Below are 13807 nucleotides of genomic sequence, written 5' to 3' on the forward strand. Positions count from 1 at the left end.
TGTATGGACAGACGTAGCGTGGTGAAATTTCTCTTGGCCGGGTTGGCATTGCCGACGCCACTCATAGCGTATGCCTCACAAGCAGTGCGGCGCGTGAGTGTCAGTCGCGTGCAAGGTTCGACCACGCTGCTGTTTGACCTCAGTGGGCCGGTCATCGCCAACAGCTTTACCCTTGAGTCGCCGCCCCGCGTGGTGATTGACCTCAAACGCGCGGTGTTGGCAGCGTCCTTGGAAGGGCTGGTGCTGGACGGCACGCCTGTTACCGCCATCCGCAGCGGCAAAACCCCGGCGGGTGATCTGCGTATCGTGCTGGACCTGGCAGATGCCGGTGTGCGTGCAGCGCTCAGGCCCCTGTCGGCCAATGGCCACCGTCTGGAGCTACAACTGACGGGCCAGCCGGCGAAAGCGCTTGCCTCATCGGTCGTCACGCCAACTGCGCCCGAGCGCCCCGTCGCCAAGCGTAGTCGAGACCTGTTGGTGGTCATTGATGCTGGCCACGGTGGCAAAGACCCCGGCGCGGTAGGCTCCAAGGGCGAACAAGAGAAGATCGTCGCGCTGCAAATTGCCAAGCTGCTGGCCAAGCGTATCGACGCGCAAAAGGGCTACAAGGCCAAGCTGGTGCGCACCGATGACATCTTTATTCCGCTGCGCAAGCGCGCCGAAGTGGCCCAGAAGCTCGATGCCGATCTGTTTATCTCTGTGCATGCCGATGCCGCGCCAAGGTTGACGGCATCGGGTGCGTCGGTCTTTGCGCTCTCGCAAAACGGGGCGACGTCCTCGATGGCGCGCTGGATGGCGGACCGGGAAAACGACGCCGATTCGGTGGGCGGCGGCTTGAACGTCAAGCTGCACAAGGACGACCCGATGGTGGCGGGCGTATTGCTGGACATGTCGATGAACGCGACCATCTCCACCAGCCTGGACTTGGGGCATCAGGTGCTGTCACAACTGGGCGGCGTTGCGCGGCTGCATCAATCGAGGGTTGAACAGGCCGGTTTTGCCGTACTCAAGTCGGCGGCGGTGCCGTCGATTCTGGTGGAGACCGGGTTCATTTCCAACGTCAATGATTGCCAGCGGCTGCATGACACCCGCCACCAGCGCAAAATCGCCGAGGCGATCTTTGCCGGGGTGGACCAGTACTTCCGTCAGCGCCCGCCTACAGCCTGACCGCGCATGGCCGTAGTCGCTGCCAAGGTACGCAGGCTGCGATGTAAAGATCACAGCCTGCGCAGAAGGTCTCACGGCGCGAACGGCATCTCGCGCTTGTGGTGGGTCTTCTCATAGGTGCTGCAGATGATGTTGAACGCCTCTTCGCGCACCGGCTCGCCGTGCAGGAACGCGTCAATCTCGGCATACGTCACGCCATGGGAGACTTCGTCGGGTTTGCCCGGCGCGAGGTCTTCGAGGTCGGCGGTGGGGACTTTCTCGACCAGAAACTCCGGTGCACCCAAATGCCGGGCAATGGCCCGTACCTGGTTCTTCACCAGCCCGCTGAGCGGGGCCAGGTCGCACGAGCCATCGCCAAACTTGGTGAAAAAGCCCATCACGGCTTCGGCGGCGTGGTCGGTGCCGATCACCAGCCCGCCAGTGGCGCCAGCGATGGTGTATTGAGCCACCATACGCATCCGCGCCTTGGTGTTGCCCAGCACAAAGTCCACGGTTTCTGGCTTCTTGCCTTCAAACGCGCTGACCTCAGCGGCCAGAGCTTTGACCGCCGGGCCGATGTTCACGGTCTGGCGCTCATCGGGGTTGATAAAGTCGACGGCCGCGGTGGCATCGGCTTCGTCCTGTTGCACGCCGTAGGGCAGGCGCACGGCAATAAAGCGGTATGCCTGATCGCCGGTCTGCTCGCGCAACTGCTGCACGGCCTTCTGAGCCAGCAGGCCTGCGGTCAGCGAGTCGACGCCGCCGCTGATGCCCAGCACCAGGGTCTTGAGCCTGGCATTGTGCAGGCAGCACTGAATAAAGGTGATGCGCCGTGCAATCTCGGACTCAAGCGCGGCGGTATTTTTAAACGGCGGTTGGACCTTGAGATCTTCAGCAATCTGACGCTGTACGGCCTGCATGATTCACTCCTTGGAGGATTGTTCAGGAACATTGAAAACGTGGCGCAAATAGGCGGCGAAGTTTGGATCAGAGCAATGGGTCTTGCCCGGCTCATCCGATATCTTGGCGACGGGCGAGCCATTACAGGCGGTCATTTTAAGCACGATGCTCATCGGCTCAACACCCGGAATGTCGCAGGTCAGGTTAGTCCCGATACCGAAGCTGACGTTGATACGCCCGCGCAACGCCCGGAAAATCTCCAGCGCGCGGGGCAAAGTCAGGCTGTCGGAAAACACCAGGGTCTTGCTCATCGGGTCGATGCCCAGGTGATGGTAATGCGCGATGCATTTTTCGGCCCACACCACCGGGTCACCCGAGTCGTGGCGCAAACCGTCGAACAGCTTGGCGAAGTACAGATCAAAGTCGGCCAAAAAGGCGTCGGTGGTGATGCAGTCGGTCAGGGCGATGCCCAACAGGCCACGGTACTCACGCACCCAGCAATCGAGCGCGGCGCTTTGGCTGTCGATCAGGCGCGGGCCCAGTTGTTGGTGCGCCATGATCCATTCGTGGGCCATGGTGCCCAGCGGCTTCATGTCCAGCTCGCGGGACAGGTTGACGTTGCTGGTGCCGACAAAGCGCCCGGGGAAGTCATGCTTGAGCACCGTGACGACTTCTTCCTGCACCCGGTAAGAAAACCGGCGACGCGTGCCGAAATCGGCGACTTGCAACTCAGCCAGTTCGTCGGTACTGGCATTGGCTTGCAGCCAGTCAAACTTGCGATACAACTGCTCGCGGGCCTCTCGCAGCAGCGTACCGGCATAGCGTGAGCGGTTGCGCACTTCACTGACAATCGCCAGTAGCGGCACTTCAAACAGAATCACATGCAGCCACGGGCCGCGCAGGCGGATAAACAGCTCGCCGTTTTCGATGCCGGTGTGCACGTAGCGCAGGTTGAAGCGGAACAGGCCCAGAAAGCGGATGAAGTCGGGCTTCATGAACGTGATGCGTTCCAGAAAGCCGAGCTGGTCCGGGGTCATGCTCAGCTCAGCGAGGCGTTCGATCTGGTGGCGAATCTCGCTCAAGTACGGGCGCAGGTCCTCGCTGTTACGGCAGCGGAACTCCCATTCGACTTCAACGTTGGGGTAGTTGTGCAGCACCGCCTGCATCATGGTCAGTTTGTAGAAATCGGTGTCGAGCAAGTTCTGCACGATGCGGTCGGCAAACACACTCTCGCTCATAGCGGCAATCTCCATGCTGCCCGTGCCTGATAGCCACGGCGTTCAGCTTTTTCAATGAATGGCGATAGTGGCGCATATTCGCAGACCGTATTGCCAGCGGTTTTTGTTTTGATGACTGCAATCCCCCTGTAGGAGCGAGCTTGCTCGCGATCTTTTGATCTTTTAAAAGCTCGCTCCTACACGGTTATGTGTCATCCAGATGTTCCATCATCCAGTTCACAAACGCCTTGACCTTCGGCACGCCCGCCGAGTGTTCGGGGTAGGCCAGGTAATACGCATCGCGGCTCGGCATCGGGTGTTGCCAGGCAATGACCAGCTTGCCTTCGCTCAGTTCTTCTTCCACCAGAAACCTCGGCAGCAGGGCCACGCCGCAGCCCACCTGCGCCGCGCGAATGCACATATAAAACGTGTCGAACCGTGGCCCGTGATAGCTGTGATCGGTGTGATAACCCTGGCTTTCAAACCATTCGTGCCAGGCCTGCGGGCGTGAGGCGTTTTGCAGCAGCACCAGCTCGGTGAGTTGCGTGGGGTCGTCGAAAGGATGGTCGGGCAAGCTCGACGGCGCACACACTGCGACCAGTTCTTCACCGAACAACCTCACCGACTCGGTGCCGGGCCGCGACCCCTGGCCAAAGTAGAACGCCAGATCACTGCGCCCTTGCAGCAAGTCATCGGCGGGCTGTTCGTTGCACACGTCCAGATGAATATGCGGGTGCCGCAGCCGCCAGCCCTTGAGGCGCGGCATCAGCCAGCGGGCGCCAAAGGTCGACGGCGTCGACACGCGCAACACCTCGGTTTCGCCGCCATACGAGCGCAGGGTGTGGGTCGACATCTCGACTTGGGTCAGGATTTTTCGGACTTCTACCAGGTACAAGTCGCCAGCGGGCGTCAGTTGCAGACGGCGCCGCACGCGGCGGAACAATAAGTGCTGAAGCAACTCTTCCAACTGCGCGACCTGTTTGCTGACTGCACTTTGGGTCAGGTTCAGCTCTTAGGCGGCGCGGGTAAAGCTCAGGTGTCGGGTCACCGCCTCAAAACACTGCAACGCCGTGATCGATGGCAGATAACGCTTGTTCAGCATAAAGACCCCCCCAGTGCTGGTTGTTCGCCGACTTTACCCGTGCAGCATGAATTTTCGGAATGATATCTCGCTTAAAGGTCGTTTGTTACCGCCGGATGAGCCAGCTACAACTAAAGGCCTAAGAACCTGTTTATTGAATCTAAGGAGTGCCCCATGGTTGCTGCATTACTGGATCGTCTTGGCGTGAACCCGGCGCTGTATCAACGCGGCAAACAGCCGGTGTACACGCCGATTGATGGCAGCCAGATTGGCACCGTGCAGTGGGAAGGGGCGGCAGAGGTTGAGCAGCACGTGACCCGCGCTGAATATGCATTTCAGATCTGGCGCAAAGTCCCGGCGCCGCGCCGGGGTGAGCTGGTGCGTCAGTTCGGTGACCTGTTGCGTGAATACAAGGCGGACCTGGGCGAACTGGTGTCGTGGGAAGCGGGCAAGATCACTCAGGAAGGCCTGGGCGAAGTGCAGGAGATGATCGACATCTGCGACTTCGCCGTCGGCCTGTCGCGTCAGCTCTACGGCCTGACCATCGCCTCGGAACGTCCGGGCCACCACATGCGTGAAACCTGGCACCCGCTGGGCGTGGTCGGGGTGATCAGTGCCTTTAACTTCCCGGTCGCCGTGTGGGCGTGGAACACCACGCTGGCGCTGGTGTGCGGTAACGCGGTGATCTGGAAGCCGTCCGAGAAAACCCCGTTGACCGCGCTGGCCTGCCAGGCGCTATTCGACCGCGTGCTCAGCAACTTCAGCGACGCGCCCCAGTACCTGAGCCAAGTGGTGATCGGTGGTCGCGACGCCGGTGAGGCATTGGTCGATGACCCGCGTGTCGCGCTGATCAGCGCCACCGGCAGCACCCGCATGGGCCGCGAAGTGGCGCCTAAAATCGCCGCGCGTTTTGCCCGCAGCATTCTCGAACTGGGCGGCAACAACGCGATGATCCTCGGCCCCAGCGCTGACTTGGACATGGCCGTGCGCGCCATCTTGTTCAGCGCCGTCGGCACCGCCGGGCAGCGTTGCACCAGCCTGCGCCGGTTGATCGCACACGAATCGGTCAAAGCAGACATCGTCACCCGGCTCAAAGCGGCGTATTCCAAAGTGCGCATCGGCCACCCGCTGGAAGGCAACTTGGTCGGCCCGCTGATCGACCAACACAGCTTTGAAAACATGCAAAACGCTCTGGAACAAGCCCTGAGCGAAGGCGGGCGGGTGTTTGGTGGCGAGCGCCAGTTGGCCAGCCAATACCCGGACGCGTACTACGTGGCCCCGGCCATTGTGGAAATGCCGGAACAAAGCGAAGTGGTGTGCAGCGAAACCTTTGCACCGATCCTGTACGTGATCGGTTACAGCGACTTTGCCGAGGCCTTGCGCCTGAACAACGCCGTGCCGCAAGGCTTGTCATCGTGCGTGTTCACCACCGACGTGCGCGAAGCCGAGCAATTCATGTCGGCCACCGGCAGCGACTGCGGCATCGCCAACGTCAACATTGGCCCGAGCGGTGCAGAGATCGGCGGTGCCTTTGGTGGCGAAAAAGAAACCGGCGGCGGCCGTGAATCCGGCTCCGACGCCTGGCGCGGCTACATGCGCCGCCAGACCAACACCGTGAACTACTCGCTGGAACTGCCGTTGGCGCAGGGTATTACGTTCGATTGAAGCTTGCCCTCACCCCAACCCTCTCCCGGAGGGAGAGGGGGCTAATTGTCGGTGTTTCTCAAACCGCGTGCGGTCAGTCCCCTCTCCCTCCGGGAGAGGGCTAGGGTGAGGGTTTTGGTCCTGGTTAGGTTTCATTGCTGGAGCTTGGCATGCCACTACAAGAACAATGCTTATGGGAAACCCTGACGCCTCAACGTCCGCAAGCGCCCGCGTTCAAGGGCGAATTGAGCGTTGATGTGTGCGTCATCGGCGCCGGGATCACCGGCCTGTCCGCCGCCATCCATTTGCTCGAACAAGGCAAAAGCGTGTGCGTGCTTGAGGCCCACCGTACCGGGCACGGTGGGTCCGGGCGCAACGTCGGGCTGGTCAACGCGGGGATGTGGATCCCGCCGGACGACATCGAAGCCGGTTTCGGTGAATCCGTCGGCAGCCAGCTCAATCGCATGCTCGGCGCCGCACCGTCGCTGGTGTTCAGCCTTGTCGACAGGTACCGCATCGACTGCCAGTTACGCCGCGAAGGCACGCTGCACATGGCCCACAACGCCCGCGGCGAAGCAGATTTGCGCAGCCGCGAGCAACAATGGAAACGCCGTGGCGCGCCGGTCGAGCTGCTCACCGGCTCTGCCTGTGAAGCCGCCACCGGCACTAAAAAAATTGCCGCTGCCTTGCTCGACCGCCGCGCCGGTACGCTCAACCCCATGGCGTACACCTCGGGGCTGGCGAAGGCCGCCAGTGATTTGGGCGGGCGCCTGTTTGATCATTCGCCGGTCACCGGGCTGGAACGCCAGGGCGCGCGCTGGTCGGTGCAAACGGCGCACGGAGCGGTCAGCGCTGAACAGGTGGTGCTGGCTTCCAATGCGTACACCGAAGGCGAATGGACTGACCTGCGGCGTAACTTTTTCCCCGGTTACTACTACCAGGTGGCCTCTAAACCCCTGACCGATGACAGCGCCAACAGCATCTTGTCCGGCGGCCAAGGGTCGTGGGACACGCGCCAGGTGCTCAGTAGCATTCGCCGCGACGCCGAGGGCCGCTTATTGCTCGGCAGCCTGGGCAACGGCAATCAAAAGCCCACCTGGTTCTTGAAGGCTTGGGCTGACCGTGTGCAACAGCATTACTTCCCGTCGTTGAAAGGCGTGGAGTGGGAGTGCACCTGGACCGGCTGCATCGCCTTCACCCCCGATCACTTGATGCGTTTATTCGAGCCCGCGCCCGGTTTAGTGGCGGTCACAGGCTATAACGGTCGCGGTGTGACCACCGGCACTGTGGTGGGCAAAGCGTTCGCAGACTACCTGTGTCACGGCGACGCCAGCGCGCTGCCGATTCCTTTTTCGGCCATGCAATCGGTGCCACATGCGGGCTTGCGCAGCTGTTTGTATGAGGCGGGTTTCTCGCTTTATCACGCTGGCCAATGCCTGAGAATTGTTATCTAAAGGTGATATTTAATCGCCAGCACGACGTTTGCGCGAACAGCGACTAGCCTCAGGTGGTGCGCCATGTAGCAGTCATGCACCGCGAGTGTGCAGATCGGTGACGCGCTGGGTTACAAGGAGAATGCCAAGGCTAGCGCAACCCGGTTGCAACGTGTGTTGAGCCTGGTGGCACTTTAAACACATAAACGGTTTTACCTTCCTCGGTTTAGACGGTTGCACGCCCAATGAAAAAGGGCCCGAAACAGTCGACATAACAATAAAACAACGGCTTTTCCCAGAATAAAAAACCAATGGCACGCGCCTTGCTCAGCGCTTTATGTGAAGTCGCAGTGCCAACTAAAAAAACTCAGGAGCACCACCTCATGTCGCAGACGTTCTACAAGAAAGGTTTTCTGGCTCTCGCGGTAGCGGCCGCGTTGGGCGTTTCTTCGTTTGTTCAGGCCGATGTGAAAATCGGTGTAGCGGGGCCGATGACCGGCGCCAACGCGGCATTTGGCGAGCAATACATGACCGGGGCGAAGGCGGCGGCTGAGGTTATAAACGCCAAGGGTGGGATCAACGGCGAGAAAATCGTCCTGGTGGCCGGTGACGATGCCTGCGAACCCAAACAGGCCGTGGCCGTGGCTAACCGCTTGGTCGATCAGGACAAGGTCGCCGGGGTGATTGGCCATTTCTGCTCCTCCAACACCATTCCGGCGTCTGAGGTGTACGCCGACGCGGGTGTGATCATGATCACGCCGGGCTCCACTAACCCGCAGGTCACTGAGCGTGGCCTGGACGCGGTGTTCCGCATGTGCGGGCGTGATGACCAGCAAGGCATTGTGGCCGGGGACTACATTGTCGATGTGCTCAAGGGCAAGAAAGTCGCGGTCATCAACGACAAGGACACCTACGGCAAAGGCCTGGCTGACGCCACCAGTGCGCAGTTGACCAAGCGCGGCGTCAAGCCGGTGCTTGAAGAGGGCCTGACCCGTGGCGAGAAAGACTTCAGCGCCCTGGTCACCAAAATCCGCGCGTCCGGCGCCGACGTCGTGTATTTCGGCGGTCTGCACCCGGAAGCCGGCCCACTGGTGCGTCAACTGCGTGAAGCGGGCCTCAAGGACGTGAAGTTCATGTCTGACGATGGCGTGGTTACCGACGAACTGGTCTCCACCGCAGGCGGCAAACAGTACGTTGACGGCGTGTACATGACCTTCGGCGCCGACCCGCGCCTGCTGCCGGACAGCAAGGCCGTGGTCGAAGAGTTCCGTAAAGCCGGCAAAGAGCCAGAAGGCTACACCCTGTACGCCTATGCCTCCCTCCAGGCCCTGGCGGATGCCTTCAATGGCGCCAAGTCCAACAAAGGTGAAGACGCCGCCAAGTGGCTCAAGGCCAATCCTGTAGCCACCGTGATGGGCAAGAAAGAGTGGGACGCCAAAGGCGACCTCAAAGTCTCTGACTACGTGGTTTACCAGTGGGACAAAGACGGCAAGTACCACCAGTTGGAACAGCAGAAGTGAGATGAGCTGCTCGCTTGAACGGCGCATTGCGTCCGTTCAGGCGGGAATGAGTCTGCACAACCTGCCTTTTTTCCAGGAGCTGCGTAAACCGCACCACCCAGGTTAATACCTGTCAGTTAAGCGAACGCTGTTTTAAATGCAGCAAAAAACCTGTGGGAGCCTGGCTTGCCAGCGATGCAGGCGATGCGGTCTTTGTGTTGAACCGCGCCGATACCATCGCGGGCAAGCCCGCTCCCACAGGTGATACGCGTTAACGGGCCGGCATCAACCATCCAGGCCGCTTTTGGCGGTGTGGCGGGCGCGAGTTTGCGCAATCGCTCAACTGCGTGAGATTGCGTTATGGACGGTATTTTCCTGCAGCAACTGCTGAACGGCCTGACCCTCGGGTCTGTCTACGGCCTGATCGCCATCGGCTACACAATGGTCTACGGCATCATCGGCATGATCAACTTCGCCCACGGCGAGGTGTACATGATTTCCGCTTACCTCGCGGCAATCAGTCTGGCTCTGCTGGCGTACTTCGGTATCGAATCCTTCCCATTACTGATGTTGGGCACCCTGATCTTCACCGTGGTGGTCACCGGCGTGTATGGCTGGGTGATCGAACGCGTGGCCTATAAACCGCTGCGCAACTCAACCCGGCTGGCGCCGCTGATCAGCGCCATCGGCATTTCGCTGATCCTGCAAAACTACGTGCAAATCGCCCAAGGCTCGCGCCAACAAGGCGTACCCACGCTGCTGAGCGGCGCCTGGCGCGTCGATATCGGCACCGGCTTTGTGCAACTCACCTACACCAAGGTCTTCATCCTGATCGCCGCGTTTGTCGGCATGGGTTTGCTGACCTACATCATCAAGTACACCAAGCTGGGCCGCATGTGCCGGGCCACGCAACAAGACCGCAAAATGGCCTCGATTCTGGGGATCAACACCGACCGGGTCATTTCCTACGTGTTCGTCATCGGCGCCGCCATGGCCGCGTTGGCCGGTGTGCTGATCACCATGAACTACGGCACGTTCGACTTTTATGCAGGCTTCATCATTGGCATCAAAGCGTTTACCGCTGCGGTACTCGGCGGGATCGGATCACTGCCCGGCGCCATGCTCGGGGGGATCATCCTGGGGGTATCCGAGTCACTTTTTGCCGGGTTGATTAACTCGGACTACAAGGACGTGTTCAGCTTCTCACTGCTGGTGGTGATTCTGATTTTCCGTCCCCAAGGCCTGCTGGGTCGTCCTCTCGTGGCGAAGGTGTAAGTATGTCTGCAGCCATTAATAAACCGATTGATATCAAAAAGAGCGTCGTCGATTCGATCCTTGCCGGGTTGATCTCACTGATTGTGTTCGGGCCGATCGTGGGGGTCGTGCTCGATGGCTACAGCTTTAACCTGCAACCGGCGCGCGTCGGCTGGCTGGTGGCAATTGTGATGGTCGGGCGCTTTGCCCTGAGCCTGTTCCTGCAAACCTCCCGCGGCCTGAAGATTCTTCACGGGTTTGAATCCACAGGTTCAGGTGTGCACGTGTTGCCGCCAGACTACAAATCGCGGCTGCGCTGGATCATCCCGCTGCTCATCGTTATTGCCATCGTGTTCCCGTTCTTCGCCAATAAATACGTGCTGACCGTGGTGATTCTGGGGCTGATCTACGTGTTATTGGGCCTTGGGCTGAACATCGTGGTGGGCCTGGCGGGGCTGCTCGACCTCGGTTACGTGGCGTTCTACGCCATTGGTGCCTACGGCCTGGCGCTGGGTTATCAGTACCTGGGGCTGGGTTTTTGGTCGGTGCTGCCGCTGGCGGCGATTGCGGCGGCGCTGGCGGGGTGCATTCTCGGGTTTCCGGTGCTGCGCATGCACGGTGACTATCTGGCCATCGTGACCCTGGGCTTTGGTGAAATCATTCGCCTGGTGCTCAACAACTGGCTGTCGTTTACCGGCGGGCCCAACGGCATGCCGGTGCCATCACCGACCTTTATGGGCCTGGAATTTGGTCGGGTGGCCAAAGAGGGCGGGATACCGTTCCACCAGTTCTTCGGGCTGGACTACAACCCCAACGTCAAATTCCTGTTTATCTACATCGTGCTGTTTTTGGTGGTGCTGCTGGTGCTTTACATCAAGCACCGCCTGACCCGCATGCCGATTGGCCGGGCGTGGGAAGCACTGCGCGAAGACGAAATCGCCTGCCGCGCCATGGGCCTGAACCACGTGCTGGTCAAGCTCTCGGCGTTCACCCTGGGGGCATCGACCGCAGGCTTGGCCGGGGTTTTTTTCGCCAGTTACCAAGGCTTCGTCAACCCGTCCTCGTTCACCTTCTTTGAGTCGGCGCTGATCCTCGCGATTGTGGTGCTCGGCGGCATGGGGTCGACGGTGGGCGTGGTGATTGCCGCGTTCGTCCTGACCGTGGCCCCGGAACTGTTGCGCAGCTTTGCCGAATACCGCGTGTTGCTGTTCGGCGTGTTGATGGTGCTGATGATGATCTGGCGCCCGCGTGGCCTGATCCGTATCAGCCGTGTCGGGGTAACACCGCGTAAAGGAGTGGCGCCATGAGCAAGCCTTTGATGGACAAAGACGTGGTGCTCTCGGTCGACAAACTGATGATGCATTTTGGTGGGATCAAAGCCCTGAGTGACGTCAGCCTCAAGGTCAAACGTAACTCGATCTTTGCATTGATCGGCCCGAACGGCGCGGGCAAAACCACGGTGTTCAACTGCCTGACCGGGTTTTATAAAGCCACCGGCGGCAAGATCGAAATCACCGCCCGTGGCGCCCACACTAACGTGATCAAGCTGTTGGGCGAGCCGTTCAAACTCAGCGACTTTATCTCGCCCAAAACCTTTGCCAGCCGCCTGTTCTACAAAATGTTCGGCGGCACCCACTTGGTTAACCGCGCAGGGCTGGCCCGTACCTTCCAGAACATTCGTCTGTTCAAAGAAATGTCCGTGCTGGAAAACCTGCTGGTGGCGCAGCACATGTGGGTCAATCGCAACCTGCTGGCGGGCATTCTTAACACCAAGGGTTACCGTAAATCCGAAAGCGATGCCCTCGACCATGCGTTTTACTGGCTGGAAGTGGTTGATCTGGTCGACTGCGCCAACCGGCTGGCCGGCGAATTGTCGTACGGCCAGCAGCGGCGCCTGGAAATCGCCCGGGCCATGTGCACGCGGCCGCAAATCATTTGCCTCGACGAGCCTGCTGCCGGGCTCAATCCCCAGGAAACCGAAGCCTTGAGCGCGATGATTCGCCTGCTGCGCGATGAACACGACCTGACGGTGGTGCTGATTGAGCACGACATGGGCATGGTCATGAGCATTTCCGATCACATCGTGGTGCTCGACCACGGCAACGTGATCGCCGAGGGCGGGCCGGAAGCGATCCGCAACGACCCCAAAGTGATTGCAGCCTATCTGGGTGCTGACGAAGAGGAGCTGATATGACGAGCACGATCCTCGAACTCAAGGAACTGGATGTGCATTACGGGCCGATTCAGGCCCTGAAAAAAGTCTCGCTGCACATTGAAGAGGGCGAAACCGTAAGCCTGATCGGCTCCAACGGCGCGGGCAAGTCGACGCTGCTGATGTCGATCTTTGGTCAGCCCCGCGCCAGCGGCGGGCAGATTCTGTACCGGGGCGTGGACATCACCCAGAAGTCCTCGCACTACATCGCCTCCAACGGCATTGCCCAATCGCCGGAAGGGCGGCGCGTGTTTCCGGACATGACCGTGGAAGAAAACCTGCTGATGGGCACCATCCCCATTGGCGACAAGCACGCCAGCGAAGACATGCAGCGAATGTTCGAGCTGTTTCCGCGGCTCAAGGAGCGGCGCACCCAGCGGGCCATGACCATGTCGGGCGGCGAGCAGCAAATGCTCGCCATCGCCCGGGCGTTGATGAGCCGACCCAAGTTGCTGTTGCTGGATGAACCGAGCCTGGGGCTGGCGCCGATTGTGGTGAAACAGATCTTTGCCACCCTGCGAGAACTGGCCAAGACCGGCATGACCATCTTTCTGGTGGAGCAAAACGCCAACCACGCCCTGCGTCTGTCCGACCGCGCCTACGTGATGGTCAACGGCGAAATTCGCCTGACCGGCACCGGCAAGGACCTGCTGAGCAACGAAGAAGTGCGCAACGCCTACTTGGGCGGGCATTAACCCCCCGCCACTTAACTGTAGGAGCGAGCTCGTCTCGCGATCCTTTGATCTTTTAAAAAGATCGCGAGGCAAGCTCGCTCCTACAGGGTTGCCGCAAATTGTGGAAAACAATATTGCAACCCTACTAAAGCGCGACATATAGACGCTATAAATCCCTGTTTTGTCATCATTTTGACTTGTCCCCGTTTGCTGTGGAGGCGGCTGTGGGTAACGTGGGAGTAGTTGGCTGAAGCCCACGTTATACGTGGCTTTCAGCGCTGTGGTTGTTTTTTGATCAGCGGTTTTTGCTGGATGTGCTGCGTGATTTGTCAACAGGTTTATTGGCATATGCGGTGTTTTAAAATACTGTCACCAACCTGTGGATAAGTCTGTGATTAAACTCTGGAAAGAACGCGGCAGACGGCGTACTGACTGGCTTGTGGCTATCGTTGTGCTGTAACGGTTCTGCACTCTTTTGGGGCGTTTGCATGCCGGGTGTCTGCAGGTCAAGTTAAAAACACTTCAAGCTGCGCTACAGGCCTTGTGCACAAAGGCTTTTGCGCCATTCGAGTTGCCCCCAAAGACTGTGGGCGGGCCTGTGGATAAGATGAGTGTAAACATCGCCAGCCCATACGGGCCGTGGCCTGCAAAGGTTTGGTTGTTTTTTGTACAAAATCTCGGCCTTGCTGCTGACTCTTGAGCCGGGCATTCTGCTGTGGGTCTTATTTCAACGGCGGTCCAAGCCCG

10 protein-coding genes and 1 pseudogene are annotated in these 13807 nt (G+C 59.7%); 8 read left to right on the forward strand and 3 right to left on the reverse strand.

The window, feature by feature from the left end; all coding sequences use genetic code 11:
- Positions 1-3: 3 nt before the first annotated feature.
- Positions 4-1167 carry an N-acetylmuramoyl-L-alanine amidase gene (locus GHO32_RS18430; protein ID WP_153334997.1) on the forward strand — a complete coding sequence of 388 codons (1164 nt, stop codon included), beginning with the start codon at positions 4-6 and terminating at the stop codon, positions 1165-1167.
- A gap of 71 nt (positions 1168-1238) precedes the next feature.
- Here the strand turns inward: GHO32_RS18430 and nadE are convergent, their stop codons facing one another.
- The 3 genes and pseudogenes from nadE to GHO32_RS18445 all read right to left on the reverse strand — a co-directional run bounded on the left by nadE (position 1239) and on the right by GHO32_RS18445 (position 4365).
- Positions 1239-2066, reverse strand: a complete 828-nt coding sequence (gene nadE, locus GHO32_RS18435) for an ammonia-dependent NAD(+) synthetase (RefSeq protein ID WP_153334998.1) — start codon at positions 2064-2066, stop codon at positions 1239-1241.
- Positions 2067-2069: 3 nt separating this feature from the next.
- Positions 2070-3284, reverse strand: a complete 1215-nt coding sequence (gene pncB, locus GHO32_RS18440; protein ID WP_153335014.1) for a nicotinate phosphoribosyltransferase — start codon at positions 3282-3284, stop codon at positions 2070-2072.
- A gap of 184 nt (positions 3285-3468) precedes the next feature.
- A pseudogene (locus tag GHO32_RS18445) lies at positions 3469-4365 on the reverse strand (LysR family transcriptional regulator).
- 153 nt (positions 4366-4518) lie between these two features.
- Between GHO32_RS18445 and GHO32_RS18450 the strand changes: the two are divergent.
- The 7 genes from GHO32_RS18450 to GHO32_RS18480 all read left to right on the forward strand — a co-directional run bounded on the left by GHO32_RS18450 (position 4519) and on the right by GHO32_RS18480 (position 13081).
- Entirely contained in the window at positions 4519-6009 is a 1491-nt protein-coding gene (locus tag GHO32_RS18450) for an aldehyde dehydrogenase family protein (RefSeq protein ID WP_048385303.1), read from the forward strand.
- Between the two features lie 149 nt (positions 6010-6158).
- Entirely contained in the window at positions 6159-7442 is a 1284-nt protein-coding gene (locus tag GHO32_RS18455) for an FAD-binding oxidoreductase (protein ID WP_153334999.1), read from the forward strand.
- A 362-nt stretch (positions 7443-7804) separates the two neighbouring features.
- On the forward strand, positions 7805-8941 hold the full coding sequence (locus GHO32_RS18460) for a branched-chain amino acid ABC transporter substrate-binding protein (RefSeq protein WP_048366570.1): 1137 nt from the start codon (positions 7805-7807) through the stop codon (positions 8939-8941).
- A 339-nt stretch (positions 8942-9280) separates the two neighbouring features.
- Positions 9281-10195 (forward strand): branched-chain amino acid ABC transporter permease, encoded by a 915-nt coding sequence (locus GHO32_RS18465; RefSeq protein ID WP_048366569.1) that lies wholly within the window; start codon positions 9281-9283, stop codon positions 10193-10195.
- 2 nt (positions 10196-10197) lie between these two features.
- Positions 10198-11481, forward strand: coding sequence for a high-affinity branched-chain amino acid ABC transporter permease LivM (livM, locus tag GHO32_RS18470; RefSeq protein ID WP_153335000.1), 1284 nt, complete (start codon positions 10198-10200; stop codon positions 11479-11481).
- A gap of 11 nt (positions 11482-11492) precedes the next feature.
- A complete protein-coding gene (locus tag GHO32_RS18475) occupies positions 11493-12368 on the forward strand; it encodes an ATP-binding cassette domain-containing protein (RefSeq protein ID WP_123751273.1) in 876 nt (291 codons plus the stop codon).
- Complete coding sequence (locus tag GHO32_RS18480; protein WP_048366567.1) at positions 12365-13081, forward strand: ABC transporter ATP-binding protein; 717 nt, start codon at positions 12365-12367, stop codon at positions 13079-13081. The genes GHO32_RS18475 and GHO32_RS18480 overlap by 4 nt, the downstream gene beginning before the upstream one ends.
- Positions 13082-13807: the final 726 nt, after the last annotated feature.

The sequence above is a fragment of the Pseudomonas sp. FSL R10-2189 genome (assembly GCF_009600325.1).
Classification (GTDB): Bacteria; Pseudomonadota; Gammaproteobacteria; order Pseudomonadales; family Pseudomonadaceae; genus Aquipseudomonas; species Aquipseudomonas helleri.